This window comes from Candidatus Kurthia intestinigallinarum, from assembly GCF_003991225.1.
GTDB classification, from domain to species: domain Bacteria; phylum Bacillota; class Bacilli; order Bacillales_A; family Planococcaceae; genus Kurthia; species Kurthia populi.
This window is the reverse complement of sequence record NZ_JTFC01000012.1, coordinates 1-25586: the sequence shown is the minus strand read 5'-3', so window position 1 is coordinate 25586 and position 25586 is coordinate 1. Positions and strand designations below refer to the sequence as shown.

Here is a 25586-nt window from a genome sequence, read left to right as displayed (position 1 = left end):
CAGCACACTTTTCCAATAGAAAAAAACAGCCGGTGTCAGCTGTTTTGACTATATTTATTCGCCATAGCCTTCTGGGGGTGGCGTTGCTTTTTCAGCATGGCGACTTGCCGGTTCCCATTCACGCCACGTATGGATTTTTTTCGTCGTATGGTCGAGTGCGGCATCAAAGACCATGCTTCCTAAAATGAAACGAAGCGGGGGATTTTTTGCTTGCACGATCTCCCATAATGCACTAGCCGCAAGCTCCGGTGCGCTATCGACAGATTGGTTTTCTTGCTGACTAAGTTCCTCACGATAAGAATCATAACCGGGTAGCTGCTCTGCGAATTGTAGCTTTAAATACAAATTGGTCCAGTAGCCACCCGGTTCGACAATCGTTGTATGAATGCCAAAGTGAGCGGCTTCGTGTGCCAATGCTTCACTAAAGCCCTCAAGCGCAAACTTACTAGCACTATACATACTCGTCATCGGTCCGGTGACAACCCCCCCAATACTTGAGATTTGAATAATATGCCCGCTTCGCTGTGTGCGCATGATTGGCATCACCGCCTGTGTTACCCAGACAGCACCAAAAAAATTCGTCTCCATTTGATCGCGTACTTGTTGCTCTGTAAATTCCTCTGCCATCCCAAGCATCATCGAGCCTGCACTGTTCACAACAATATCAATATGTCCGAAATGCTGGTGAACTTTTTGAATAGCTTGTGTGATTGCTTCTTTTTGCGTGACATCCGCCACCATATGGAATAACTGTGTCGGATAATCCTGCCTAAGCTCCTCTAATGTTTCAATATGACGTGCTAGTCCGGCTACGTTATCGCCTGACTGGAGTGCTTTTTTTGCAAAGGCATAGCCAAGACCACTACTAGCGCCTGTAATTAACCAAACTCGTGTCATTTGCAAAACCTCCTTCCATTATCTTTACCCAAAAGGTGCAAAATCATTCAATGAACAGAAGGTATTCTGCGCATAATAGATGATAAATGTTGATATGATAACTTTTTATTATTTTATTAAATTATACAAATATAAAAAAGCAGAAGCCCTATGATGAAAGCTTCTGCGTATTTTTATTTTTTCTTTTGATTATCCATTTCTTTTTTCAAGAAATCATCAAACATTTTTTTCACTTCATCACTTTTTAATAGATCCGTCATAAACTCGGTTACGTCCTCACCACGAATGTTTTTCTTCGCAATACGGTAGCAAATTTCGGATACCGTAAAGCCAAGTGATACGGTAATTGCTGTCGCAACCGAGCCGTTAATAACCGAGCCTGCACCTGGAATAAATTTTGTAAGCTGTGCTACGAGGTAGCGTCCAAGATTGCTGACAAGTGTTCCTGCACCGAGCGCACTGACGATAACCGAAATATTTTCGAAGTCACTATCTAAGCCATATTGCTTCATAATGCGACCAATCATCGCGCTTTGGTTCGCTAATAAAAGGGGACCATCTGCAAATGGAATCGGCGTAAAGCCGACCGCAAACGAAGCGGCCGCATGCTGACGGATAGCTTTATTCACTTCTTTTTTCACAAGGTCGACATTCGTACGCTGAGCACGTAAGAATGCATATTTCACAGACGGCTCGATCTGCTCGTATGTCCAAGTGATGAGCTTGCTAAGCTCGAAATTATCGCCTGCATCATATACGGTTGAGACATAGAAATGAGGGATATTCGCCTGCTGTAAAATGGCCATCATCGCACGCAAATCTTCCTCAGCCGCCATATCAGCCTTTGTTAGCACAACAGCAAGGGGCTTACCCGTTTTCATAAAGCGCTCAATCATCGCGATATCCATATCGGTTACGCGGCTATTTGGTGCGGCAATGCAGTACCACACCATATGAATTTGGTCCGCTGGTTTGGTTTTGCTATCTTCCATATAGAGCTGCATTTCATTTAAAAATCGAGTATGTTCCTCAGTTGCGAGTTCATAGCCTTTCGTATCAAATAGGGTGATCGGCATATTCGGAATCGAATATTTCGTTGTTTCCTGTGTGACAGGCTTTCCATTACCGACCTTTGTAAAATCGACATCAAACACTTTGTTGACAAGTGCTGATTTACCAACACCTGTTGCGCCTACAACGAGAATATTGGCATTGCCATCCTCTTTTAAAAATACTTCGAGCGCTTTTTCAACTTGCTCGGTCATCTGATAGTCTTCCTTTGTCATCTATAATTCCTCCTTGTCAATCGCGGCACTTGCACGTGCAATAGTTTGGCGTGTTTCATTTTCAATACGAGCGCGATTTTCCGTCAAATACCGCTCCATTTCTTTTTGAAATTTGCGTCCTACTTGTGGCGGGGCCTGCATTAGAATCGTTGAACGAAATGCCTCTTCTAATTTACTAAAGGCCACATCTAATGCCTCAATGCGCCACTCATTATCGACGTGTTTCGTGCGATTTGTACGGCGTGCCGGACGAGTCACATCAAGTGTACTTGCATACGTAGTCATTGCGGCATGCACCTCTCGCTCCATTAATAGATTTAAATCTTGGCTTACAAAGCGCTCAGATAGCTGCTTCGCAAGTGCAACCGCTTCCTTACTTGATGGACTTTCCTCGATACGTCGGCGGTACTCACCAGCCACTTTACGATTTGCTAAATAGAAAATACGCTCTGGTAGTCGCTCATTTAGCATCTCTAAATAATTGACACGAATATGTGCGGTAATCTCTTCAAGACCCTGCTGTTCAATGACCTGGCCCGTCATCAGTTTTTGTGCCACACTATTGACTGGGATAACGGTAACGTCCTCACGCGTCGCATCGTGTATGGTCTCTGTTAGCTCAGCGATGACTTGCGGCGATACGAGCGAAGCCTTTGTTAGCGCCACAATAACATGGATTTTTTTCTCCCGTAGCATATCAATTACTTTTAAATCAAAATCCTGCACGCGAGCAGAGGCGCCTGAAATACAATAAATGGCGATATGCACCCATTCTGCAACGGCTGCTTTATAGCCGCGTGTCTCAAGGAAATGATTAAAGTCTGCTAACCATACCTGGTCTTTGCCCTGCTCAATGCCCCATGAATCAATTAGCGATACCGGAATGCCATTTAATACGAGCTTTTCCTCAAAAAAGCCTTGCTCGGTCACAGGTTTTCCGGCACCAGTGGCACGTTTTGGCGCATGAAATAAATAGTTGATAAGGGACGATTTACCAACGCCTGTCTGCCCTAAAATCGCGACATTTACAGATTGGCGAGCACGTGTTGGTAGCATGGCCTCTTTCACTTGTGAAATATAGCTCTCGACTAAATCTGCTACATCACGATTTGTGCGAAGCTGCTCTAAAATATAGTGTTCAAAGGCATCCGCTACATGAATTGACGACTTATTGACAATGGCACGTGCTTTTTTCGATGTTTTGCCAATCAGTGTTTTGAAGCGCCCAGGTTTTTCTTCGACTTCTTCAATAGGACCGCGTAGCTGTTTGAAGAATGCAGATACATTTGATGTAAATGTATCTAGTGACAGCTTTTGTTCAGGCCGCTCCTCGAAAAAAGCAATTTTAGGTGATAATGGCAGTAAGAGTTCCTCAGCCACCTGATGCAAAATAGGCGGCAAATCCTTTGTTAAAAATTGTGCAGTAAATTGCTCAGCCTGCTGCTGTGCATTTTTCGTGCGCCATATTTTTTCAACTTTTTCCTTATACGGAATCAATGCTTTTTTCGCATACAGCATCATTTTCGCGCGGAAGTAAGCGCGAACGACGCGTAAATAGCCCTCAAATAATGCATCTTCTAACATGATGACATCATCTGCATTTGTTAACGTCACATTCGGTGGCAGTGTCATATCCAAATCAATGGGCCCCTCTACATGACGAAGTGCAATAACAACCGGCATTTTTTTCGCCGCCTGTTGAATCGTAAACAATTCATCCGCAGTTGGCCCTTTTGCATCCATAATATAGAGCATGACATTTGCTGAGTGATTGCTATTAATAATTGGAATATCGCCTACTTGCGTCAAGGGGAATGTAAAATCCTGCGTACTAGGTTGTTTATATAATAAAATATTGAGCTGTGTTAAATCCACGTCATCACCATCTTTTTCTAGAATGTACTATAGTATACGGAATACCCGAAAAAATGTTCCATCGAACACAAAAAAACCGAGACAATCGCCTCGGGTTTGATATTATTTCAACATTTTTTTGTAGTTGCTACGTTGAATGCTCGTAAAGTTAACATGATCGAGCGACGTTTTTTTACCATCTAAACGGAAATAAATTGTTTGTAATTTAGGCATGTTTTTAAAGAATGTTACAGCGATGCGATCCGTGAAGAATTGGCCACCAGTAGAGCCTTGCACGACTTGGCTAGTTGCTAGAGATGATTTGAAATTAAGCGTAATCGTTTTTTCTGATTTTGATACAGCATACCCTTTTACATAATGTGTATAGTGTAGCTCATGCATTAAAAATTTTGTCATTGAACCATTTTTAGCGTAGCTATAAGGCGACTTATGCTCAACGACTAATTTCGTCGCCATTTTATTTGGAGCATAGATTGTGAGTTGTTGTGAGGCATGTGCTGCAAGTGGAGCCGTCATAAGTGATAGCGCAATCATCGTTGCAATGAATGGCTTTGTCCATTTCTTCATTGTGAATCACACCTTTCATTTTAAGTTATAGTTATCTATTCCCGCTGCAAACAGAAAAAATGCTAGGGAAAGGGACTTATTAGGCTTTTAGGTATGTATGACTACAAATGAATCAGGCGTTTATTTTTGAGGAATAGTGGAAGAATGACAATAAAGAAATAATAGTAGGAGGTGCATAAATTGAAGCGTCTTATTAGCTTTTTAATAGGGCTCATTGTTTTTTTAGGCATAGGCGCGCTTGCGTTGATGGTGTTTGACATTCCCCAGTTGTCGGATATACAGCGACAACTAAGCGGTTATGAATGGTTTGAGCCTACGCTCTATATTTTGACTGCGCTTATTGTCTTCATTGCGCTTATTTTTCTTCTGTTTGCCTTTTCTACATCATATAAAAAACGTGGTATTTATGAGCGCTTTGAGGATGGCGACATCTATATTACGAAACAAACGATTGAAAATCATGTGAAGCAGGCCATCGAAAAATATGATGATGTACGGCAGCCAACTGTTGCGGTGAAATTACATCAGCGTTCAAAAGATTCCTACCTCGATATTATGATTGATATGTTCGTAACTCGCCCTGATACACAGGTATTATTTGAACAAATGTATAGCGATATTAAAGCCAGTACTGAGCAGTTTGCAGAGATGCCTGTGCGTCATTTGAAATTTCAGCCGATTGATCAAAAAGAATTACGCCGTCGTGTGATTTAATTTACTAAAAAGGAGTCGATTATAATGAATGAAGAAAAAGTATACAATGACCAAGCAGGAGTAAATGAAGCACTTGAACAGCCGAAACATGAAAATTCATTAACATTTGATGATGGTGTTATTGCAAAAATTGCGGGGTTAGCAGCACGTGAAATGAATGGCATTTTAGATATGAAAGGCGGTTTTACAGATCGCTTTAGCTCGAACAATGTGGCACGAGGTGTGTCGGCAGAGGTTGGAGAAAAACAAGCCATTGTCAATTTAAACGTGATTTTAGAGTACGGTCAAAGTGCACCAACTATTTTCAAAAAAGTAATTGATCTTGTAACGGAGCAAGTAGCTTATATGACGGGTATACATGTTGTCGAAGTAAATATGCATGTTAGCGACGTTATGAGTGCCAAGGAATATGAACAAGCAACTACGAAAGAGAAAAACACTGGAAAGTTAGCGTAATATAAAAAAGAGGGTGCTGCCTTAATGGCTGACACCCTCTTTTTATGTTAAAAACGTACACGAACCTTTTCGTATACGTGACCATAAATAATCGTGAAAAAAATAACGCTCGCAACAGTCGTAATTATACAAGGAACGATAAATGAGCTATCCATTGCGAAAATAATATCCTTACGGAACCAATTTTGAAATGGTAATCCAAATCCTAATAATATAATGAAAAATAAAATTTTGAAGCCGATATGCTTACCCCGCATTTTTTTAATGGCGCCGTTCACACCAAGACGTAAAAGCGCGAGACCTAGTCCAACCGCAACGAAAATGAGTAAATAAAATTTCACTGCATCATTAAAAATAAAGGCTTTCCCAATCAAGACGACTAAAATTGCTGCAGCAATCGTTAAAAAAATGGTACTTTTTTTCATACAGAACTCCTTTTAAGATGATGTAACTATCATAAGATGCGACGTATACTATAGCAATAATCACTATTTAACAAAGTGTTGAATGGTTTGGAGGGTATTATGACAATTTATAATGAAATGAATGCTGCAACTAGGCAAAAAATTATGAATGCACTGATTACATTATTACAGCAACGCCCACTATCAAAAGTATCGGTTCAAACAATTGCCGACCAGGCAGAAGTCAACCGTGGTACAGTGTATGTCCATTTTGTAGATAAGTACGCCATCCTAGAAACAATTGAAAAACGTTTAATTGAGGGCTTAGAAAAAGCTATCAAGCCGCTTCAGCCAGCGTCGATTTTAGCAGAAGCCAAACAAGGCATCGTGTCGCCATTTTCTACACGAGTATTTCAGTACATTGAAGAACAGCAAAAAGTATTTCGTACACTATTACTTCAGGATGTCGAATTTACAAAGAAGCTACGCGATTTTTTTATGAATCAATTTATTGAAAAAAAGGCGTTAATAATTGAAAATGTGCCCATTTCCTATACGGCCGCTTTTGCTGCATCGGCATTTTTAGGTGTGGTGGAACAATGGCTGACAGCACAGGAGATTGATGGCCAGACGGCGGCTACTTATTTTATTAAAATTATTTTAGGTTTAAAAAAAATAAATTAGCTTATTATTTTAGTCCTTTCGTTTGAAATTAAGAAACTAAACCTTTTTACCTGTTAGAAATTCATCTTATTGGGCAGTCTACTACATAAGGGTGTCCAATAAAAAAACATGCATCCGATTCATTCAAAAACCTGTTAATTCAAAGGAGGAAAATGAACATGGAGCAAGAGAACAAGAAAAAACAACAATTAGAGGACTATACAGTAGAGGATCGAGATAAGGCGCTGACAACGAATCAGGGCTTGAAAATGAGTGAAGATGAATTTTCATTAAAAGTTGGAGATCGTGGACCGACGATTATGGAGGATTTTCATTTTCGTGAAAAAATGACACATTTTGACCATGAGCGAATCCCAGAGCGCGTCGTCCATGCACGCGGAACAGCTGCACATGGCTATTTTGAAAGCTACGGGGATGCGAGTGATATTACGATGGCGAAGTTTTTAAGTGAAAAAGGAAAGCAAACGCCTGTTTTTGTACGTTTTTCAACAGTGGCAGGTTCTCGTGGGTCGGCTGACAGTGTACGTGATGCACGTGGCTTTGCGACGAAATTTTACACAGAGGAAGGAAATTATGACCTAGTCGGTAATAACATTCCGGTATTCTTTATTCAAGATGCTATTAAATTTCCAGACTTTGTCCATGCAGTGAAGCCAGAGCCGCATAATGAAATACCACAAGCACAAAGTGCCCATGATACATTCTGGGATTTTGTAGCGAATAACCAAGAAGCTGCGCATATGGTGATGTGGCATATGTCAGACCGTTCCATTCCACGAAGCTATCGTATGATGGAGGGCTTTGGTGTCAATACGTATCGCTTTGTCAATGAAGATGGTGTGGCACACTTCGTTAAATTGCACTGGAAACCGGTACTTGGTGTTCACTCATTTGTTTGGGATGAGGCACAAAAGATTGCCGGGAAAGATCCAGATTTCCATCGCCGAGACTTATATGATGCTATTGAACAGGGCAATTATCCAGAGTATGAATTAGCGGTGCAACTGATTCCAGAAGAACAAGAATTTGCATTTGATTTTGATATTTTAGATCCAACGAAGATTTGGCCTGAGGAACAAGTTCCGCTTCGAAAGCTTGGAAAGATGACGCTTAATCGTAATGTGGACAATTTCTTTGCAGAAACAGAGCAAGTGGCCTTCCATGTAGGACATGTTGTACCAGGGATTGACTTCTCAAATGATCCGTTATTGCAAGGTCGTTTATTCTCTTATACAGATACGCAGTTGATTCGTCTTGGTGGTCCTAATTTCCACGAGATTCCAATCAATAAACCAGTTTGTCCATTCCATAATAATCAACGAGATGGCTATAACCGTCAAACAATCAACCGCGGTCAAGTAAGTTACCACAAAAACAGTTTGCAAAATAATACACCAAACCCTGTTCCACGTGCTAATGGTGGATATGAGCATTACCAAGAAAAAGTAGATGGTCGAAAAATTCGTGCACGTAGTCAAGGCTTTGAGGATCACTTTTCTCAAGCACGTCTATTTTGGAATAGTATGACACCAATAGAAAAAGAACATATTACGAAGGCATTCTGCTTTGAAGTAGGGAAAGTACAAAGTATGGATGTGCGTAAACAGGTTGTAGAAATGGTGGCACATATTAGCCATGACCTAGCAAAAACTTTAGGTGAAAAAGTGGGCGTTACTGCGACAATTGAGACCATTCCAGAAGAGACAGAAACGAAGCAATCACCAGCTGTAAGTATGTACACGAATCCAATTCGTTTTGTAGAAACGAAAAAAGTTGCGGTCATTATTCAAAAAGGGGAGGAAGCAAAGCCACTTATTGAAGCACTAGAAGCAGCGGGTATTGTCGTCGAAATCGTTAGTGATCGACAAGGAACGTTAGGAGACGTTATAAGTGACCATACATTTGATACAGCTTCTCCGGTATTATATGATGGTTTAATTGTTGCGACGAAGTTTGAAGATGCGTTAACACAACGCAAAGTCGAAACATTTATTGATGAAGTATACAATCACTATAAAGCGATTGGCTATACGGATGAGGATGTTATTCAAGTTGCTTATAGTAAAGCACCTGGCGTTGTGAAAGGATTAGAAGCCTTTATTGATGCACTCGCAACAGATCGTCATTTTGATCGTGAATACGCGATTGGCTAACTTAAGAGAAAAAGTAGGGACAGCTTCCCTGCTTTTTTTTATTGCTTTTTTTGTTGCAAATACAATATAATAATGTTGTATTTACAACAAAGTGAGGTGTAATATGACAACGATTTTACGGGAAATTGGGATGATTGCGCGTGCGCTGGATTCGATTAGTAATATCGAATTTAAAGAATTAAATATGACGAAGGGTCAATATCTGTATTTAATTCGTATTTATGAACATCCGGGTATTATTCAAGAAAAAGTGGCAGAGATGTTAATGGTAGACCGTACGACAGCTGCGCGTGCTGTACAAAAGCTTCAGCAACAGGGGTTCATAGAGAAACGTGATGATGCTACAAATAAAAAAATTAAAAAGTTGTATGTGACAGAGAAAGGTGCTGCGGTTTATCCATATTTAAAGCGGGAAAATGATTATTCTGATGATGTCGCATTAGAAGGCTTTACGATAAAAGAAAAACAATTACTACAAGACATGCTTGAAAAAATGCGTCATCAAGTAGAAGTAGAATGGGATTTTGTGAAAAAGGGAAATAAACGACAGTATTAGGAGGTATTTTATGAAATTTGTACAGTGTACGCCAGCCGATGTAGCAACTTTACAACAAATTAGCCGCGAAACATTTTACGATACATTTGTAGGGACGACGCCAGAAGAAGATATGACCAATTTTTTAGATGAGGCTTACGCAGAGGAAAAGCTCGTAGCTGAACTACGCAATCCACAGTCCACTTTTTATTTTTTAAGAAATGATAAAGAGCAGGTAATGGCATATCTAAAAATAAATGTAGGGGATGCCCAGACGGAGGATATGGGTGAGGATACATTAGAAGTTGAACGGATTTATGTGCGTAAAGCATATCAGAAGCAGGGGTTAGGTAAGTTATTAATAAATGAAGCATTCAAACAAGCTGAATTGAAGCACAAAAAGAATGTCTGGTTAGGCGTATGGAAGCATAATACAAATGCCATTGCTTTTTACGAGAAAAAAGGCTTTCAAAAATTTAGTGAACATGCCTTTGTTATTGGTGACGACACGCAAATTGATTGGCTAATGAAATGTGCAGTAGAGTAGAATAAATGGAGTAGGAATCTTTCAAGATTTCTCTTTTTTTATTTTTAAGTAAAAAATCTTATTTTTATAAGTAGTTCTAAAAATATGTTAAAGCATCTTTTAGATGGGAAGACTATTAATAAGAAACATCTATGACATAAGGAGGAAATGGTAATGAAAAAAATTTTATTTATTTCAGAACATGGAGATCCCCTAGCACCACTTGGTAGTAGACAGGCTGGAGGTCAGAACAATTATGTCAAACAATTAGCATTAGAACTGGATAGCTTAGGATATGCTGTGGATATTGCTACGCATTGGTGTAACACATCCGCACCACAAATCGAGAAAATTGGGCAACATAGTTATGTACATCGCTTCGATGCAGGTGTCCATGGCTATGTTGATAAAAATGAGATGCGTAGTTTGATGGGTACTTTTTATAAAGAAATTGTAGAAGCGCTACCTATTTCATCGTATGCCATTATTCATACCCATTACTGGATGTCAGGCCTTGTGGGATGCGAGCTGAAGAAAAATTATGGAATTCCATTTATTCATACTAACCATTCATTGGCACTTGCTAAAAAAGAAGGAAGCGGCGAACTAGACCGTTTCCGCTTAGCATGTGAGCGACAAGTGTTAATTGAAGCGGATACGGTACTTGCTACAACAAAGCAAGAAAAAGAATTAATAGAACGATGTGCCCCAAAAAGCCGTGTAGAAGTCATTCCGATTGGTGTTGCACCAATTTATTTAACAAAATCAATTGACGTTTCACATGTAAATACAAATTATTATTTTTATGCAGGACGTCTCGTTAAAACAAAAGGAATCTTTGAATTGATTGCGGCTTTCAAAGAAGTAATAACGAAACCTGATGTACCGAAAGACGTTTTATTAATTGTAGCAGGCGGCACAAAGGCAAGCATTAATCCGAAGACACAATTACCGCGTAATCGAAAAATATTAAAAGCCTTACAGGGCATAGAAGACCGTGTACTCTTTATTGGACCGCAAAATGCGAAGCAGTTAAAAGTCTTATATGCAAATGCCATTGCAACAATTATGCCATCTTACTATGAATCATTTGGAATGGTGGCAGCAGAGGCACAAGCGACGGGATGTCCCGTCATCGCGACAAATGTCGGGGGACTTCAAGAAGTAGTCGTAGATAATCGTACAGGCATCCACGTGCCAAAAGCATCACCAAAGGCCTTGGCGTCTGCGATGCGTGAGTTATTAGTAAAGAAAACAACGCGCCTAATGATGAAAAAGCAAGCAAAAAAACGTGCTATGACAACATTTAACTGGAAAGAAATTGTGACAGATATTACTGCATTGTATAAAAGGAGTTTGACATATGTATCCAAATCTTAAGGAGCAAGTGCTTGCAACCGATCTTGACGATACGCTTGTAAGCGAGAAGATTTCACATGAGCAGTTATGGACATATTTTGGTGACAATCGTCCCTCACTTATTTATATAACAGGTCGGTATTTTCAATCAGCCTATCAGCTCATACAAGAAAACAATTTGCCGCAGCCAGATATTTTAATTTGTGATGCAGGCGGCTCTATCTATTGTGGTGAAACATTTAATGAAGATTTACTCTGGAGTGCGGCATTTCAAAAAATGCCTGTGAAAGCAATTGAGGAAATTGCGAATGAGTTAGATATTGAATGTCAGCAGGTTGATGCTAATAATCGTTTGGCACTGAATGCGACACCAGAAACTTATAAATTATTCAAATATGCACTACAAGCTCAAGGCATTGAAGCGACAACGATTTTCAGTAATGAAAGCCAACTCGATGTGTTAGCACCTAATGTGAATAAAGGAACAGCATTGCATTATGTTCTTGAAAAATGTCAGCATACGAAAAATGTTGTGGTAGCGGGTGATTCTGAAAATGATGTGCATCTCATTGCAGCTGGCTACCCGGCAATTATTGTTGGCAATGCTTGCGAGGAGTTAAAGCTTCTTGAGGGACCTTTGATTTACCATGCAGAAAAGAGTGCTGCTGAAGGGATTATTGAGGGTTGGCATTTCCATCGTCATCAATACGATATTGTTTAATAGATAAAAAGAGGTTGGGACATACGTATAAAAACAACCGTTCATATGAGCATAAGAAAAACCGGAACTGCGCTGTAGCGCGGTTCCGGTTTTTCGTTGCGAACGCTAAAAAAGGAAAATGACGTGTTTTGTCCCAGCCTCTTTTTATTAGGTTCTTTTTAAAAAATAAATTGGCACTAGTAACAGCGTACCAATAGCTCCACCGAAAAAAATACTACCAAATAATAAGAAATAGAAAAATGCTGTAAAACTACCTTCAATGGATAAAGAAATGGCGATGCCAATGAATGCCAATAGCCCAATACAAGCGCCAGGTAATAGGAAAAAACGGCGACTTCCAAAAAGTTTCATCGCAAGTCCAATAAATAGCACAATGGCCATTGTTAATATCGCATAGGTTACGAGTGGATTTTCCATACTATCACCTCTTTCATTTTTCTGATACCCCTTCATTAAATAGTTATGTGTAGATTGAAAAGAGTTAACAAAAGATTTACAAATGGTTATTTTGTTTACATATACTTGAAAATCAATATAAATTATACTTCATTATATATTTGGGTATAGATAATGGGTATATTATACAAATTTTATTTAAAAATATCTTATAATTTTTCATTAGTTTTTTAGGACTTAATAAATAAAAAAATCAGCAATTCTATTTCTGAAAGTAAATATAGAAGTCTAATGAATCTATTTTATATTCAGTATAATAATAAATTATTATACTGAATATAAAATAATAGAAAAATGATAGATAAACAAAAAAATAATGATTTTGAAATTATAGTTTAAATAGTTTACACTATTTATGTAGTGTAAAGTATTTAAAAATAATTAAATTAAATGGATAAAATGGAGGTTTTATTTATGAATTCTATAGCAAATAGTGTTTATAAAAGTTACTTTTATTATCATTTAACAAATTTGAAAGCACGGATAGACGCGTGGCCTTCTACAACAATGAAACATGATCTGCTTCAAAAATTATTGTACATTGAACAAACAGCAAAAATAACAGAAGCTGATTACATTGACTTTGTAAATAGATTAAAAAAGATGAAATTACAAGTACTTGAATTTGATTTATGTCTCTATTGTTTAAAAGGACTCATCGCATATAGTTTTGAAAAAAGCATTTAAGGAGAGATTAGCTATATGGGAATTGATAATTATATGACGGTTCAAGAAGCGGTAAAGCGATGGGAAATTACATTGTATCGCTTGAATAAAAAGCTATCTGATAATGATTTAATGAGACGAGCCGTAGATGATAAAATTTTAAAAAACTTTAAAGTAGATACAACAGATAAAAATAACTGGATTATTTCAAAAAAATTTATGGAAATGTGGTTTGGACCAGAACCTATAAATGAGCGCAAATAAAAAGGAACGAGGACAAAATAGGTCATTTTCCTTTTTTAGCGTTCGCAACAAAAAACCGGAACCGCGCCATCGCGCGGTTCCGGTTTTTCTTATGCTCATAGAAAAGGCTGTTTTTACACGTATGTCAAAGCCTCTCCTTTGTTTGTTCTTAGTATGGATTTGTACCAAGAATTGTTGCTTGTTTAATATAAATACGATTAGGCAGTTTTAATTGATTTACAATTACTTCTGCTAAATCTTCTGGTTGCATCATACGTTCGGCTTTTTCTTCGTCAATTAAACCAGATTCACGCGCTAACTCTGTTACGACAGTACTTGGTGCTAGTGCTGTCACGCGAATGTTATTACGGCGTACTTCTTGTGCTAATGATTCAGTTAAGCCGATAATACCAAATTTTGCTGCAGAATAAGCTGTTGATGTTGCGGCACCATTTAAGCCATTTGTTGATGAAATGTTGATGATGTCGCCTTCATTTTTTTCAATTAATTGTGGTAATACTGCATGGGTCACGTAATATGTGCCTTTAATGCCAGTATCGACAATTTTCACCCATGTTTCAGGATCTTGTTCGACTAATTTTCCAAAACCACCCATGCCAGCATTATTAATTAAAATGTCAGCTTTGCCAAGTGCTTTTGTTAATGTAGCGACCGCTTGTTGCACTTCCTCGTTGTTTGTAACATCTGCTGTTGCAAAGGCAGATGTACCACCTTGTGCTTGTATCGCTTCAGATACTTCTTTGACTTGTGCTTCTGTGCGAGCAAGTAGTCCTACATGCACGCCCTCTTTTGCAAGTGCTTCTGCCACCGCACGACCAATACCACGGCCTGCGCCTGTAACAATAGCAATTTTACCTTCTAGTGATTGTACCATTCTACTCATTCCTTTCAATGAACCTTATTTTATTATAAACTTTTTTCCTGATTTTTAAAAAGAAACGTTTTCCATGTTTAAAATGATAGAAAGTTGTCAATAATGTAAAGTAGATAGTACAAATTCGAGACATTTCACTAAAAGGGGGGATTATTCCTTGGATATTCAAAAGTATGATGAAATAAAACAACGAGTTACATTACAATTTTCAGCTGAAGAATGGGGTACGATTTGTCAGTTATTAAAAGGACAACGATATGACCAAACAGTACCTGATAAAATTTTATCGATTGCTTCACATATCGAGATGCAAGAACATTTCTTTACACGACGATAATTTACAAAAAGATAAGGTGAGAGCATGTACTTAAAATCTTATAACCATGACAAGCAAAAAATTCTACTAGAAATGAGCGAAGATGAATTTCAAGAACTATGTGAGTTATTAGAGACACATCAAATGTCGCGACAAGCTATAGATAAATTGAATTTTTTAAAAGAACAACGAGAAGAACAGAGTAAAAGTGGCATATGAGTGTCTAAATGACGCTCTTTTTTTATTGCTCAAATGGTATACTAAAGAGCAAAAGGGAGGCGTTGACGATGGAAGCTACATGGATTCTACATGCGTTTAATGCGCTAGATGGGAAAAACTTACGCCAGGTCTATAGCATGTATGTGGAAATGACCTCGCTTGATTTGTTTGGCTCAGCATGGAATAAAGAATTAGAAGCGGTAATGAATAATCACGTCACACGTTTGGCAAGCTTGTCTGATGATGAGATTCGTTTACAACTAGTATTACAGCTTTTACAGACAACAAATCAACGTGCCGTACATATTGAAGAGACACAAGAATTAGAGCTTGCATACGCCAGAATTTTAGGTGCAACAGGTGAAATATCGATTGAACCATTAATTGAGCGATTCTTTCAACAATTACTAGAGGATACTGAGCATCAATGGCAGCACTTAAAGCCAATTGAACGCTCACATATTGCAAAAGTATTATTCGACTATAGCGCAACATTTAGAGCAGATATTCGTGAACAAGTGCAGCAGGGGCTTGGGATGCGACAAATGACATCACGACATTTAGAGCAGGCACTGACAGAGCGTGGTGTCGCACAGGGGATTGAGCAGCTTTATCAGCAATTTGGCGTGAATATTATACCTCTTATTGTGAACAGCGTGATTGATATTAAAAAAATAGATGTGCCACTTGGCTTTTTCACCTTGGCAACATCAGAAAATGCGCTAGCAGCTGTATCAAGCAGTTTTCTAACGTATCGTATTGCCAATAAATCAATGAAACGTGAAATGATCCCAGCGATTCTTGTACAAGCTGTTTTACCATATATCCTTGCTGGAAAACCGACTGTTGCACCGCATTTGCAAACTTATTCAGCACAGATTGCTACGCATTATCAAACGCTGAAAAAATCGCTACAGCAACTTGAAACACAGCAGCAAGAAGCGCAGCTAGATATTAAAATGTTAACGGATATGACAGTAATTTTAAAAGATAAATTACAACAGGAACGGGTGCATTTACTAGAAGCGGCAGACGCATTGTATTTACGTTTAGAAAAAACGGCGCAACTGCCAGATGTCGCACCGTATACGCAAAATGTGGAGTCGCTACGCCAAGACATTGAACGTTTACAGCGACTGCAAGATACGACCGTAATAAATCAAAGCCTGTTTGATAAGATGAAGGCGGCTACGAAAAAATTAGAGCATCGTACAAAAGTGAAAACAAAAGAACGTGCACTAAGTAAAGAACTAGAAAAAATGGCGATTACCATGTTACAACAGCAAATTCCATTTGATGAGACGCTTCAACTGCCATACACAGCAGCGAAACAACAAACTGCGTCACTTCAGCAGGAACAAAAACTCGTTACTGAAAAATTAGCACAGCGTACGGAAAAAATACAGACCGTGCTTAGGCAATATGACAAGCTAGAGAAGCAAGTATTTGAGTTAGAAACACGTTATCCACATTTACGCACACCCTAAGCCAAACCCGCTCAAAGATTTCTTTGAACGGGTTTTTAACGTAAAAAAGACGCTATCACTCAGATAACGTCTTACGAATTTATGCGGAAGAAACCGCTGATGGCTGTTGAATCGCTGTAATCGCTTGCATCATATGGATTAAATCTATCATCAATTCGTCATCCTCATGCTCAAAATGTGGTACAGCAATTGTCGTTTGGTTTAGCTGGCATAGTCCGTCACGAATCAGGCAATGGTTGATTTTTTCATAGGTTGTGTCAATAGCTTTGAACCAGCGTCCTTTCCCTCGAATGCCGGTCTTTGTGAGCACAAGTATCGGAGATTTACGAACCGTATATGCAAGTAATACCGCTTCCTGTTTTACTTGCTGTGACAAAAAGGGTGTGAGTGTACTACTAAATTGCTCAATCGCTTTTGCAAACGCCACTTCAAGTGTTTGAAAGGCATTTGCTGTGACAAGTGTGAAAAATAACGGATTCTCAATGAGTGCAAGGTGGATGGCCGCATTATGCTCGCCAAATAATGTCGCTGCTGTTTCGCAACTAGGTAATAACTCAATTGCTTCTGTGTAGCCAATTGCTGTTAAAAAATGCTGTAACTCCTCATTATCGTTTCCACACAATGCATAGGCTAGAGCAATATGTGTTGGGTGGTACGGGTCAGCCATTAAAAGCGCAAGCACATTTTCCTTTGTTGGCTGTTGTTGGACAACCTGTAATCGCTTCGGAACTTCTTGCCATTGCTGGAAAGGTAAGTTTTCAAGCGCCCAAGCATTATCATATTTCACATCAGCGGCAAGTTGGACATACACCGTATGTAATGAAATAAAGGTATTATATATCGTTTGGTAATACTGAGCGAGCATTGCTTTCGTGAAAATTTCGTCGTTAATTTTTGCTAAATTATGTGTTTGTTTGGCTTCTTCAAATTGTGTCAAAATCTTCTGTTCAAATGCATTTATTGGTTGCAATGTGACAGCCGCTTGCTCACGAAAAGATACTTCTTCAAGGTCTTTTTGTAGGAGGCGGCCCTGCGAATAATAATAATCAATTTCTTGTGTAGCTAATGCTACGCGTTCTGTACGAATTTTTGAGAAGGCGGCAACGAGATGCAATGCATTTTGTTCGACAAGTTGTAATTTTTTAATGATAGCACTAGCTCGGACAGCCGCAATCTTGCGAATAGCTGCATAATCTTGTGTGATGGTTGGTAAAGTTATTGTGTGACCATATAATGTGAGTGAATGAGTAGTATTCATCGGAAACGCCTCCTTTTTCTACAATAGTATCATATAATTCTATTTTTCGTATACGATAAACTGCTTTATGTATAAAAAAAGTTCATTGTTGTATAGAGGACGTTTATAATAGAAGAAAAGGAGGTTTTTTCATGCAACTAGAACAAATTATGAGCAAAGAACATTTAGAACAAACATTGATTGGTACGCTTGGGATAGAATTTCAAGAATTAACGAAAGAGCGCGTTGTGTGTACAATGCCGGTTGGACCTAAAACACATCAGCCACTTGGATTATTACATGGTGGCGCCTCGGTTGCGTTAGCAGAAACAGCTGCATCCATCGCGGCCTTTTTAAATGTAAATCCAGAAACGCATTATACAGTTGGCTTAGAAATTAATGCTAATCATATTCGCGGCAAACGAGACGGTATCGTGACAGCCGTCGCAACACCTCTTCATATCGGACGTTCAACAATGGTATGGAATATTGATATCGTCGATGAACAACAGCGTCAAATTTGTATTTCGCGCTGTACAATGGCAGTAGTCGAACAAAAAAAATAAGCTACATACAAAAAAAGGCAGCGTATCCATTAGAGGATACGCTGCTTTTACTTATAATAGCGAGGAATAGTAATAATTTCTTTTTTTCCAGAATTGAGCGTTAGTTGAATTTTTGCATTAGAGAGCCATTTAACTTTTTTAATCTGAGGGAAATATTCGGGGATTTCTGGATGGTCCGTAATATCATTTGTATACATAAAACGAAGCGTATCTTGTTTTTTAGTGCGCAGTACTAATGCCACCATTTTCTTATCAGGAGATAAAGCTTCTATTTTAATCGTACCGCTTCCTAAATTATAAATGGAGCCTGTTTTAGCGTTGTCACGTAGTGCAAGAATGCGACAATTTGTTGTTTGGCAGTGTGTTGTTACATACGTATAATCTGTGTAACGAGCGGGCGTGTAAAAAAGCTTTTCCTCCTTTGTAACATTTAATGATGCTAGCACTTCATCATAAAGTAAATCGGAAATGGCCTTTTCATGGCCTGTTTTTTCATCAAACATGACGCCACCAATTTCAACGGCACCTTGTTGTTGAGGTTTATGATCAGGCAATATGAAAAATATAATGAGTAAACAAGCAGCGAGGCTAGCAACACTACCTACCCATTTGAAATTAAGCCATTTTTTCTTTGCTAAGCGTTTTTTCACCCGTACTTGAACCCGTTGCTCCTGCTTCGAGGTATCTCCCATTTTTTGCTGCAATTTTTCACGAATGTTATTCATGGTTCAATAACCCCCATTCCTTTTCAGGTATTTGCTCACGTAATTTTAATTTTGCTTGTGTAAAGCGATAATGTACGGTACTTTCAGGTAAATGAAGTAAAACCGCTATTTCATGAAATGTTAGCTCTTCATAAAAATATAAAATGACTGGCTCACGGTATTTTAAAGGAAGTGCCAAAATCGCATCTGCAATTTCATTTTGTTCTTCATTGATAATAAGAGAATCTTTTGTTGTAATGCTTTGCGTAAAGTAAGTCGTCAGTTGCTGTGTACGATACCGAAAGCTTTTTAAATAATCTTTTGAACGATTAATGGTCATTCTTGTTAAGTAAGTAGTAACAGAAGATTCATGGCGAAACTGCTCATACGTTTCAAAGTATTTAACGAAGACATCTTGTACAATGTCTTCCGCTGCATGCCAATCTTTTACGTATAAAAAGCTTATATGTAATAATTTTTGTGTATGTGTGGTCAATAACTCTTGCCAATGCGGATTATCCACGTGCTCACTCCTTTCTTTTACATTAGACGATTGTAATATTGATTTCTCCAATAATTTAATAAAAAATTTTTATCCACATAAAAAAGCACTCTCTTTTCTTAGAACAGGAGTGATTATTCAATATATATTATGCTATTAATAGCCAGAGATGGTAGTGATTGTTTGCATCGTTTTAAAATTCCCAACACTTAATGTCGTATTACCGTAATAAGATGAAAATCTAACATAATATTTTGAGGTTTTATACAAATTATTAAGCGGAGCGCTGTAAAGATTTTGCATATCTTGCTGTGTGTATGTCTGTTTAAAGTACACTTTATTGATGGCTTGTACTTTTGCCTTTAGCCCTGAATCACCAACAATTTTTTTCTTTAATTCCTTACATGTCATGCCGATTGACCCTTTTGTTTCAGGTAATGTTCCTTTTTTTGTAAATTTATCTAGAGAATTAGAAGGGGTTCCTTTTGTTTTATGGGTGGAAGCCTACGCATTTGTCGTGGAGTTGAGGGTAATAGGTGTGAATAATAAGAAATTACATAGTAAAAACCCAAATGTATATTTCATTTTTTGGCAAGATAAAGCCTTCTTTTTTATATGCTATTAAATTAATAATCTTAAGTAAATAATTTTTGTTTTTAATTTGATTTTAAAGAATCATTTTTTCCTTCTTCATGCAACAAAAAAAGTCCGACCCTGGGGAGGAGTGGACTTTTTTTGTTTAAAATTGAGATGAGTGGAGTGCATACAATTGTATGCAAAAAAATATTCTTATGAAGGGACCTCTTCATAAGCCAACATGCAACAATGTTGTATTTTTAATATATATGAAAATTCTGAATTTTTCAAGAAAAAACATGAATATTTTAGCATATTTTATTCGCCAAATAAGTTAAAATAATTACCGATGGGAGTTTTGAAAGAGGGAATGAATATGAAAAGATGGATGGTACTACTAATAAGCATCGTTGTGCTGTTAGTTGGCTGTAGCGAAAAAAAAGAACCTGAGAAAAAAGTAGATGAAAGTTATAAATATCCACCTACCTTATTTTTAGCTGTGAGTAGTGTATTAATCGAAAAAATAGATGCACAAAATTACTCATGGCGTTATATAGATAAGGAAACTGAAAAAATCGAACAAGTAACGACAGATTCTTTACCACCGACTAAAACGGTCTCAATTGAAAATCCACTTGTCATTAAAGATAAGAAGTATTTGAAGATTGGGTTTCAACCGTTGCCAAAATATTATCGTATTATTTTATGGGATGCAAAAGATCGTGAAAAGGCGACCTATACAAATGTGAAGGATATTAAGAAAAAGGGCACCTATATTATGGAGGTTGAAGCTAATTTTGAAAAAGGAGAAGCACATTATTTTATACCGATAACGTTCTAAAAGAAAAAAGTAGGAATTTTAGTTTGTGTTAGTTAGAAAAAGGAATTATTTTAAATGATGGATATATCTATAGTCCTCTATTCGAATAATTGATTAGGTGGAAGTATGTGTTATTTTTTAAAATGGATAACTTTTCAGCGAAAATGGGAAAAGTACAATGAAATGAGGTGAGGAACGATGGCAATTGATTTTCATGATGAGAAAAATAAAATGACCTATGCTTCACGTAAAGCAAATGCCTCGTGGAGCGAAGATTTAGAGGCGTTGCTGCCACCAGGGAAGCATTTTATCCGTGCAGCTGACATTGGTTGTGGAGGTGGTATTTATTCCAAAGCACTTATTGATGCAGGTGTAGAATCTGTTGTAGGTGTTGATTTCTCGAAAGCAATGCTAGAAGGAGCAAAAGCAAATTGTGAAGACTATGATACAATTTCTTTTCAGCTAGGAAGTGCGTTTGAAACGGGCCTAGCTGATGCCAAATTTGATTTAGTATTGGCGCGTGCACTCATTCACCACTTAGGAGACTTACAACTCTTTTTTACAGAAGCACATCGTATTTTAGAGAAAGATGGGTACTTTATTGTACAAGATCGAACACCTGAAGATGTACTTTTACCGGGAAGTCAGGAACATATACGTGGCTATTTCTTTGAAAAATTCATTAAATTAAAAACGACTGAAACACAGCGACGCCACCGTGGAGAAGAAGTACGTAAGGTTTTAGAAGAAACCGGATTTACACTCGTAAAGGAAGTGCCTTTTTGGGAAGTTAGAGGCACCTATCCGTCGAAAAATCGATTAAAAGAAGAACTGCGTCATCGTATTGGTCGTAGCATTTTGTATGAATTGGATGATTTTGAATTAGAAGAACTGATTGATTATATAGATAGTAAAGTAACAGAGGAACGTAATATCGTTGAGAAAGATCGCTGGACGATGTGGATTGCGCAGAAAAAATAACATAAAAAGGAGGCGCATAAAAATGAGCACCTCCTTTTTATTATGGCTGTATGACACTCTGTAAAAATGTAACACATGCCTCGCCAATATCACTAATGACAGGCGCTGCATAGTCTAGGTTTTGGGTTAAAACGGCAATGTATAAGCGTTCTTGACCGATAGAGAAGATGGCAACATCATGCTCAATACCTGTATTATCACCAGATTTGCTCGCAATTTGAACTTCCCCAAATTCATCAATACGCCCTCCTAGTAAATTTTTAAATTGTTGATCGTATAGCATACCATAAACGTGACGTCTGCTTTCTTCAGTGAAATGTGGATTTGCTTCACCAATTAATTGTAGCCACGTAATCATATCTGCTGCAGTTGTAAAATTATCTCGCATACGATTGAGTGACATAAATTTGCGTAATAGTACAGTAGACGGAGCACCAACTTGTTGTGCTAAAGCATTCACTTCTTCAAAGCCTACTTCGTCGATTAAGAGATTAGAAGCGGTATTATCCGAGACAATAATCGCAAGTTTCATTATGTCATGCAGTGAAAATTCCTTTGCCTGATGAAGATAGGCTAAGATACCAGCACCTTTTACCGTCTCTTTTACTTTACGCGTATCGGTTAATTGAATTTGGTTGTCTTGAATGCGTTTCATGACGGCTAAGACAAGGGGGATTTTAATAATACTTGCAGAAGATACTTCGTTTAGTTCATGAAAACTAAAGCTTTGTTTACCATATGTAATCTTTACGTGTAACCCATCTGGATACGCCTCACAAATAGCTTTTAAACGATTTGTTAATTCTAACCAATTCATACAAGGACCTCCATAGTTTAGTTTTTCTTAGTGTAACTTAATTAATCGTTAAGTGCATAGCAATACGATTTATTGTAAAGTTAATGTAAATTCAACATATCAAAGCAGGCAAGGGGGACCTATTTATGAAAAATGTTGTGAATTTTCTGGAAATGAAAAAATCAGGCGAGCCTATTGTAATGATGACGGCATATGATTATCCATCAGCACGTTTAGCAGAGCAACAGCAGATTGAGATGATTTTAGTTGGCGATTCATTAGGCATGGTTGTCTTAGGGTATGAATCGACCGTGTCCGTGACATTAGAAGATATGATTCATCATGCGAAAGCTGTACGTCGGGGGGCACCCAATACGTTTGTTGTCGTAGATATGCCATTTGGAACGTATCATGTTAGCACAGAGCAAGCTGTACAAAATGCGATTCAGCTATTTCAACAAACAAATGCAAACGCTATCAAGCTAGAAGGGGCGGGCGAGCTTCTACCAGCAATTGAGCGTATTGTCGCAACAGGTATTCCAGTGGTGGGACATTTGGGATTACAGCCACAATCTGCAGAAGTTTTAGGTGGTTATAAGGTTCAAGGTAAAACGACAGAGAGTGCTAAAAAACTCATAGATGATGCAAAAGCATTGGTAAAAGCAGGGGTGTGCGCCATTGTATTTGAATGTATTCCAAAGCAGCTAGGTGAGATTTTAAGAGAGCAAGTATCTGTGCCGATTATCGGTATTGGAGCAGGCGTTGATGTGGATGGTCAAGTGCTCGTATATCATGATCTAGTAGGCTATGGCGATCACCGTGTACCGAAATTTGTTGAGAAATTCAGCGATGTTCACGCAGTAATGTCTACAGGGATTGCAGCATATCGTGATGGCGTAAAAGCACGTACATTCCCGAGTGATGCACAGAGTTTTACGATGAACGAACAACAATTGGATGGACTTTATGGAGGCGTTAAAAAATAATGAAGGTTATTACAACAATTCAAGAGCTGCAAAAAGAATTAGCCTCTTACTATGTGGCAAATCAGACAATTGGGTTAGTGCCAACAATGGGGTATTTGCATGAAGGACATCAAACACTTGCAAAGGCGGCTGTTGCTGAAAATGATGTAGTCGTGATGAGTGATTTTGTCAATCCAACACAGTTTGGGCCGAATGAGGATTACGAGGCTTATCCGCGTGATTTAGAACGTGATGCACGCATTGCAGATGAGGTAGGTGTGGCGATTTTATTTGCACCAAGTGTTGAGGAAATGTATCCACATCAGGGTGGTGTCACATTTGAAGCGGGACCAGCCTCTAAAATTTTATGTGGTGCATCACGACCAGGGCACTTTAATGGTGTCTTGCAAATTGTGACGAAGTTATTTCAAATTGTTAGACCAACAAACGCTTATTTTGGTCAGAAAGATGCCCAGCAATTAGCGTTAATCGAGATGCTAGTGCGTGATTACAATATGCCTATAACGATTCGGCCAATTGCGATTGTACGTGAGGAAGATGGTTTAGCGAAAAGCTCACGTAATGTATTTTTATCTGAAACAGAGAGACAATTAGCCCCAAATTTATATAAAACGTTGCAGGTATTACAGCGAAATATTGCGTCGTTTAATCAGAAGAAAGCAATTGAGCAAATTGAAGCTGCAACAAAAGGACGCGTTGATTATATTGAATTGTTGAGCTACCCAGATTTACAACCTGTGACATCAGAGGATACGCAAGTGATTTTGGCAGCGGCATTGTATTATGAAAATGTGCGTCTGATTGACAATATTATTTTTAAGGTAGGTGAGTAGGATGTTTAAAGAAATGATGACGTCAAAAATCCATCGTGCGACAGTGACACAAGCAGATTTAAACTATGTGGGAAGTATTACAATTGATGAAGATTTAATGGATGCTGTTGGGCTGTTACGAAATGAAAAGGTGCATATTGTGAACAATAATAATGGTGCGCGCTTTGAAACGTATACAATTGCAGGAGAACGTGGAAGCGGCGTTGTATGTGTGAACGGAGCAGCAGCGCGCCTTGTACAGCCTGGAGACATCGTCATTATTATTGGGTATACGTATATGTCGGCTGAAGAAGCGGCCAACTACGCACCAAAAGTAGCAGTAATGGGAGCTGAAAATAAAATTGTTGAAATGATTGGTCATGAGCCAGAAGCAACAATTATGAATTTCTAAATGAAAAAAGGCTTTGATATACGCGTAAAAACAATCGCTCTTATGAGCATCAGAAAAACCGGAATCGCGCTATGGCGCGGTTCCGGTTTTTCGTTTCAAATGCTAAAAAAGGAAAATGACATTTTCTGTCCATGCTCTTTTTTGATATGCGTTTACGTAAAATGAGAATACCATTTAGTAATTTTATAACTCGAGTCCTTTGATTCACTGTCATTTTTATTTTTTATGAATATGTTTATTATTCGCTCAACAAAAAACACTTCCAAAGATTTTGCTTCCTCTGAAAGTGTCTTTTTGGTTGTCTCAGATTTTAGGTAAGTCTGGTTACTGCTAAGTCTTTTTTATTTCTCTGTTTTACGTTTACGTAAACCAAATACGCCAGCTAATGCGCTAAGAGCTAACAACATACCACCCATTAAGCCTGTTTGCGTTGCAGCATCACCTGTTTGAGGGAGCATACTTGATTGTGCAGGATTTTGAAGTGTCGGTGTATTTGAATTTGATGAAGCAGGTTGTACAACTGGTGTAGTAGTTACCATAGTTGTAGTTTTTGGTGGATTACTTACCTGTACAACAGTTGAAGGTGTATTTTCTTCAGGTATTGTATCAGGTGGTGTTACTGGTGTTTCAGGATTCTCTACTTCTTTTGGCGGTTCCACAACAGGTGGTTCCACAACAGGCGGTTCCACGACAGGTGGTTCCACAACAGGCGGTTCCACGACAGGGGGTTCCACA

At 38.3% G+C, this 25586-nt stretch carries 31 protein-coding genes; 18 read left to right on the top strand and 13 right to left on the bottom strand.

Features of this window, described 5'->3' with window-relative positions:
* Positions 1-54 precede the first annotated feature (54 nt).
* The 4 genes from QI30_RS04050 to QI30_RS04035 form a co-directional block, all read right to left on the bottom strand.
* On the bottom strand, positions 55-897 hold the full coding sequence (locus QI30_RS04050) for an SDR family NAD(P)-dependent oxidoreductase (RefSeq protein ID WP_126989672.1): 843 nt from the start codon (positions 895-897) through the stop codon (positions 55-57).
* Between the two features lie 173 nt (positions 898-1070).
* Entirely contained in the window at positions 1071-2183 is a 1113-nt protein-coding gene (locus QI30_RS04045; protein WP_126989671.1) for a YcjF family protein, read from the bottom strand.
* Positions 2184-4058 (bottom strand): GTPase domain-containing protein, encoded by a 1875-nt coding sequence (locus QI30_RS04040; RefSeq protein ID WP_126989670.1) that lies wholly within the window; start codon positions 4056-4058, stop codon positions 2184-2186.
* Positions 4059-4160: 102 nt separating this feature from the next.
* Positions 4161-4625 carry a hypothetical protein gene (locus QI30_RS04035; RefSeq protein ID WP_126989669.1) on the bottom strand — a complete coding sequence of 155 codons (465 nt, stop codon included), beginning with the start codon at positions 4623-4625 and terminating at the stop codon, positions 4161-4163.
* Positions 4626-4805: 180 nt separating this feature from the next.
* On the opposite strand from QI30_RS04035, the gene amaP reads away from it, so the two are divergent.
* Positions 4806-5339, top strand: coding sequence for an alkaline shock response membrane anchor protein AmaP (amaP, locus tag QI30_RS04030; RefSeq protein ID WP_126989668.1), 534 nt, complete (start codon positions 4806-4808; stop codon positions 5337-5339).
* 24 nt (positions 5340-5363) lie between these two features.
* Positions 5364-5795 (top strand): Asp23/Gls24 family envelope stress response protein, encoded by a 432-nt coding sequence (locus QI30_RS04025; RefSeq protein WP_126989667.1) that lies wholly within the window; start codon positions 5364-5366, stop codon positions 5793-5795.
* 47 nt (positions 5796-5842) lie between these two features.
* On the opposite strand, the gene QI30_RS04020 is transcribed toward QI30_RS04025, so the two are convergent.
* A complete protein-coding gene (locus QI30_RS04020) occupies positions 5843-6220 on the bottom strand; it encodes an MFS transporter permease (RefSeq protein WP_126989666.1) in 378 nt (125 codons plus the stop codon).
* Between the two features lie 99 nt (positions 6221-6319).
* Between QI30_RS04020 and QI30_RS04015 the strand changes: the two genes are divergently transcribed.
* From QI30_RS04015 to QI30_RS03990, 6 genes are all read left to right on the top strand, one after another.
* Positions 6320-6883: a TetR/AcrR family transcriptional regulator gene (locus tag QI30_RS04015; RefSeq protein WP_126989665.1), complete on the top strand. Its 564-nt coding sequence runs from the start codon at positions 6320-6322 to the stop codon at positions 6881-6883.
* 158 nt (positions 6884-7041) lie between these two features.
* Positions 7042-9036 carry a catalase gene (locus QI30_RS04010; protein WP_126989664.1) on the top strand — a complete coding sequence of 665 codons (1995 nt, stop codon included), beginning with the start codon at positions 7042-7044 and terminating at the stop codon, positions 9034-9036.
* 103 nt (positions 9037-9139) lie between these two features.
* Positions 9140-9592 (top strand): MarR family winged helix-turn-helix transcriptional regulator, encoded by a 453-nt coding sequence (locus QI30_RS04005; RefSeq protein ID WP_126989663.1) that lies wholly within the window; start codon positions 9140-9142, stop codon positions 9590-9592.
* A gap of 10 nt (positions 9593-9602) precedes the next feature.
* Positions 9603-10118 carry a GNAT family N-acetyltransferase gene (locus QI30_RS04000; RefSeq protein ID WP_126989662.1) on the top strand — a complete coding sequence of 172 codons (516 nt, stop codon included), beginning with the start codon at positions 9603-9605 and terminating at the stop codon, positions 10116-10118.
* Between the two features lie 153 nt (positions 10119-10271).
* On the top strand, positions 10272-11477 hold the full coding sequence (locus QI30_RS03995; RefSeq protein WP_158620954.1) for a glycosyltransferase: 1206 nt from the start codon (positions 10272-10274) through the stop codon (positions 11475-11477).
* Positions 11461-12177 (top strand): HAD-IIB family hydrolase, encoded by a 717-nt coding sequence (locus QI30_RS03990; RefSeq protein ID WP_126989660.1) that lies wholly within the window; start codon positions 11461-11463, stop codon positions 12175-12177. The genes QI30_RS03995 and QI30_RS03990 overlap by 17 nt, the downstream gene beginning before the upstream one ends.
* Before the next feature lie 147 nt (positions 12178-12324).
* On the opposite strand, the gene QI30_RS03985 is transcribed toward QI30_RS03990, so the two are convergent.
* Positions 12325-12594, bottom strand: a complete 270-nt coding sequence (locus QI30_RS03985; protein WP_126989659.1) for a hypothetical protein — start codon at positions 12592-12594, stop codon at positions 12325-12327.
* Between the two features lie 453 nt (positions 12595-13047).
* On the opposite strand from QI30_RS03985, the gene QI30_RS03980 reads away from it, so the two are divergent.
* On the top strand, positions 13048-13320 hold the full coding sequence (locus QI30_RS03980) for a hypothetical protein (RefSeq protein ID WP_126989658.1): 273 nt from the start codon (positions 13048-13050) through the stop codon (positions 13318-13320).
* 15 nt (positions 13321-13335) lie between these two features.
* A complete protein-coding gene (locus QI30_RS03975; RefSeq protein WP_126989657.1) occupies positions 13336-13563 on the top strand; it encodes a hypothetical protein in 228 nt (75 codons plus the stop codon).
* Positions 13564-13711: 148 nt separating this feature from the next.
* Here the strand turns inward: QI30_RS03975 and QI30_RS03970 are convergent, their stop codons facing one another.
* Complete coding sequence (locus QI30_RS03970) at positions 13712-14437, bottom strand: 3-ketoacyl-ACP reductase (RefSeq protein WP_126989656.1); 726 nt, start codon at positions 14435-14437, stop codon at positions 13712-13714.
* A 157-nt stretch (positions 14438-14594) separates the two neighbouring features.
* Between QI30_RS03970 and QI30_RS03965 the strand changes: the two genes are divergently transcribed.
* The gene (locus QI30_RS03965; RefSeq protein WP_126989655.1) at positions 14595-14774 is read left to right on the top strand and encodes a hypothetical protein; all 180 of its coding nucleotides are present in this window, start codon (positions 14595-14597) and stop codon (positions 14772-14774) included.
* A gap of 266 nt (positions 14775-15040) precedes the next feature.
* Positions 15041-16459 (top strand): hypothetical protein, encoded by a 1419-nt coding sequence (locus QI30_RS03960; RefSeq protein WP_126989654.1) that lies wholly within the window; start codon positions 15041-15043, stop codon positions 16457-16459.
* Between the two features lie 79 nt (positions 16460-16538).
* Here the strand turns inward: QI30_RS03960 and QI30_RS03955 are convergent, their stop codons facing one another.
* Entirely contained in the window at positions 16539-17717 is a 1179-nt protein-coding gene (locus QI30_RS03955; protein ID WP_126989653.1) for a hypothetical protein, read from the bottom strand.
* 131 nt (positions 17718-17848) lie between these two features.
* On the opposite strand from QI30_RS03955, the gene QI30_RS03950 reads away from it, so the two are divergent.
* A complete protein-coding gene (locus tag QI30_RS03950; RefSeq protein WP_233600514.1) occupies positions 17849-18262 on the top strand; it encodes a hotdog fold thioesterase in 414 nt (137 codons plus the stop codon).
* A gap of 47 nt (positions 18263-18309) precedes the next feature.
* Here the strand turns inward: QI30_RS03950 and QI30_RS03945 are convergent, their stop codons facing one another.
* The 3 genes from QI30_RS03945 to QI30_RS03935 form a co-directional block, all read right to left on the bottom strand.
* Entirely contained in the window at positions 18310-18987 is a 678-nt protein-coding gene (locus tag QI30_RS03945) for a hypothetical protein (RefSeq protein WP_126989652.1), read from the bottom strand.
* On the bottom strand, positions 18980-19489 hold the full coding sequence (locus QI30_RS03940; protein ID WP_126989651.1) for a sigma-70 family RNA polymerase sigma factor: 510 nt from the start codon (positions 19487-19489) through the stop codon (positions 18980-18982). The genes QI30_RS03945 and QI30_RS03940 overlap by 8 nt, the downstream gene beginning before the upstream one ends.
* 135 nt (positions 19490-19624) lie before the next feature.
* Positions 19625-19879 (bottom strand): hypothetical protein, encoded by a 255-nt coding sequence (locus tag QI30_RS03935; protein WP_126989650.1) that lies wholly within the window; start codon positions 19877-19879, stop codon positions 19625-19627.
* Positions 19880-20420: 541 nt separating this feature from the next.
* Between QI30_RS03935 and QI30_RS03930 the strand changes: the two genes are divergently transcribed.
* Both QI30_RS03930 and QI30_RS03925 read left to right on the top strand, forming a co-directional pair.
* Complete coding sequence (locus QI30_RS03930; RefSeq protein WP_126989649.1) at positions 20421-20885, top strand: hypothetical protein; 465 nt, start codon at positions 20421-20423, stop codon at positions 20883-20885.
* Between the two features lie 177 nt (positions 20886-21062).
* Positions 21063-21845: a class I SAM-dependent methyltransferase gene (locus QI30_RS03925; RefSeq protein WP_126989648.1), complete on the top strand. Its 783-nt coding sequence runs from the start codon at positions 21063-21065 to the stop codon at positions 21843-21845.
* Between the two features lie 40 nt (positions 21846-21885).
* On the opposite strand, the gene QI30_RS03920 is transcribed toward QI30_RS03925, so the two are convergent.
* Positions 21886-22662, bottom strand: coding sequence for a serine hydrolase (locus tag QI30_RS03920; RefSeq protein ID WP_126989647.1), 777 nt, complete (start codon positions 22660-22662; stop codon positions 21886-21888).
* A gap of 125 nt (positions 22663-22787) precedes the next feature.
* Between QI30_RS03920 and panB the strand changes: the two genes are divergently transcribed.
* From panB to panD, 3 genes are read left to right on the top strand one after another with little or no spacing between them, the layout of a single operon-like run.
* A complete protein-coding gene (panB, locus tag QI30_RS03915) occupies positions 22788-23627 on the top strand; it encodes a 3-methyl-2-oxobutanoate hydroxymethyltransferase (protein ID WP_126989646.1) in 840 nt (279 codons plus the stop codon).
* Positions 23627-24460, top strand: a complete 834-nt coding sequence (gene panC, locus QI30_RS03910; protein ID WP_126989645.1) for a pantoate--beta-alanine ligase — start codon at positions 23627-23629, stop codon at positions 24458-24460. The genes panB and panC overlap by 1 nt, the downstream gene beginning before the upstream one ends.
* A 1-nt stretch (position 24461) precedes the next feature.
* Positions 24462-24851, top strand: coding sequence for an aspartate 1-decarboxylase (gene panD / locus QI30_RS03905; protein WP_126989644.1), 390 nt, complete (start codon positions 24462-24464; stop codon positions 24849-24851).
* 341 nt (positions 24852-25192) lie between these two features.
* Here panD and QI30_RS03900 read toward each other — a convergent pair.
* Positions 25193-25586 (bottom strand): LPXTG cell wall anchor domain-containing protein (locus tag QI30_RS03900; RefSeq protein ID WP_233600513.1); only part of this gene is annotated, 394 nt, incomplete at its 5' end.

Excerpts from the sequence above, each read along its gene's own strand:
- QI30_RS03980 (WP_126989658.1), top strand. The coding sequence starts at position 13,048 with ATGAATTCTATAGCAAATAGTGTTTATAAAAGTTACTTTTATTATCAT.
- QI30_RS03995 (WP_158620954.1), top strand. The coding sequence starts at position 10,272 with ATGAAAAAAATTTTATTTATTTCAGAACATGGAGATCCCCTAGCACCA.
- QI30_RS03990 (WP_126989660.1), top strand. The coding sequence starts at position 11,461 with ATGTATCCAAATCTTAAGGAGCAAGTGCTTGCAACCGATCTTGACGAT.
- QI30_RS04045 (WP_126989671.1), bottom strand. The coding sequence starts at position 2,183 with ATGACAAAGGAAGACTATCAGATGACCGAGCAAGTTGAAAAAGCGCTC.
- QI30_RS04020 (WP_126989666.1), bottom strand. The coding sequence starts at position 6,220 with ATGAAAAAAAGTACCATTTTTTTAACGATTGCTGCAGCAATTTTAGTC.
- QI30_RS03985 (WP_126989659.1), bottom strand. The coding sequence starts at position 12,594 with ATGGAAAATCCACTCGTAACCTATGCGATATTAACAATGGCCATTGTG.
- QI30_RS03970 (WP_126989656.1), bottom strand. The coding sequence starts at position 14,437 with ATGGTACAATCACTAGAAGGTAAAATTGCTATTGTTACAGGCGCAGGC.
- QI30_RS03960 (WP_126989654.1), top strand. The coding sequence starts at position 15,041 with ATGGAAGCTACATGGATTCTACATGCGTTTAATGCGCTAGATGGGAAA.
- QI30_RS04005 (WP_126989663.1), top strand. The coding sequence starts at position 9,140 with ATGACAACGATTTTACGGGAAATTGGGATGATTGCGCGTGCGCTGGAT.
- QI30_RS04025 (WP_126989667.1), top strand. The coding sequence starts at position 5,364 with ATGAATGAAGAAAAAGTATACAATGACCAAGCAGGAGTAAATGAAGCA.
- QI30_RS04010 (WP_126989664.1), top strand. The coding sequence starts at position 7,042 with ATGGAGCAAGAGAACAAGAAAAAACAACAATTAGAGGACTATACAGTA.
- panC (WP_126989645.1), top strand. The coding sequence starts at position 23,627 with ATGAAGGTTATTACAACAATTCAAGAGCTGCAAAAAGAATTAGCCTCT.
- QI30_RS04015 (WP_126989665.1), top strand. The coding sequence starts at position 6,320 with ATGACAATTTATAATGAAATGAATGCTGCAACTAGGCAAAAAATTATG.
- QI30_RS03950 (WP_233600514.1), top strand. The coding sequence starts at position 17,849 with ATGCAACTAGAACAAATTATGAGCAAAGAACATTTAGAACAAACATTG.
- QI30_RS03920 (WP_126989647.1), bottom strand. The coding sequence starts at position 22,662 with ATGAATTGGTTAGAATTAACAAATCGTTTAAAAGCTATTTGTGAGGCG.
- QI30_RS04035 (WP_126989669.1), bottom strand. The coding sequence starts at position 4,625 with ATGAAGAAATGGACAAAGCCATTCATTGCAACGATGATTGCGCTATCA.
- panB (WP_126989646.1), top strand. The coding sequence starts at position 22,788 with ATGAAAAATGTTGTGAATTTTCTGGAAATGAAAAAATCAGGCGAGCCT.
- QI30_RS04050 (WP_126989672.1), bottom strand. The coding sequence starts at position 897 with ATGACACGAGTTTGGTTAATTACAGGCGCTAGTAGTGGTCTTGGCTAT.
- panD (WP_126989644.1), top strand. The coding sequence starts at position 24,462 with ATGTTTAAAGAAATGATGACGTCAAAAATCCATCGTGCGACAGTGACA.
- QI30_RS03955 (WP_126989653.1), bottom strand. The coding sequence starts at position 17,717 with ATGAATACTACTCATTCACTCACATTATATGGTCACACAATAACTTTA.
- QI30_RS03925 (WP_126989648.1), top strand. The coding sequence starts at position 21,063 with ATGGCAATTGATTTTCATGATGAGAAAAATAAAATGACCTATGCTTCA.
- QI30_RS03945 (WP_126989652.1), bottom strand. The coding sequence starts at position 18,987 with ATGAATAACATTCGTGAAAAATTGCAGCAAAAAATGGGAGATACCTCG.
- QI30_RS03975 (WP_126989657.1), top strand. The coding sequence starts at position 13,336 with ATGGGAATTGATAATTATATGACGGTTCAAGAAGCGGTAAAGCGATGG.
- QI30_RS03930 (WP_126989649.1), top strand. The coding sequence starts at position 20,421 with ATGAAAAGATGGATGGTACTACTAATAAGCATCGTTGTGCTGTTAGTT.
- QI30_RS03935 (WP_126989650.1), bottom strand. The coding sequence starts at position 19,879 with ATGACATGTAAGGAATTAAAGAAAAAAATTGTTGGTGATTCAGGGCTA.
- QI30_RS04000 (WP_126989662.1), top strand. The coding sequence starts at position 9,603 with ATGAAATTTGTACAGTGTACGCCAGCCGATGTAGCAACTTTACAACAA.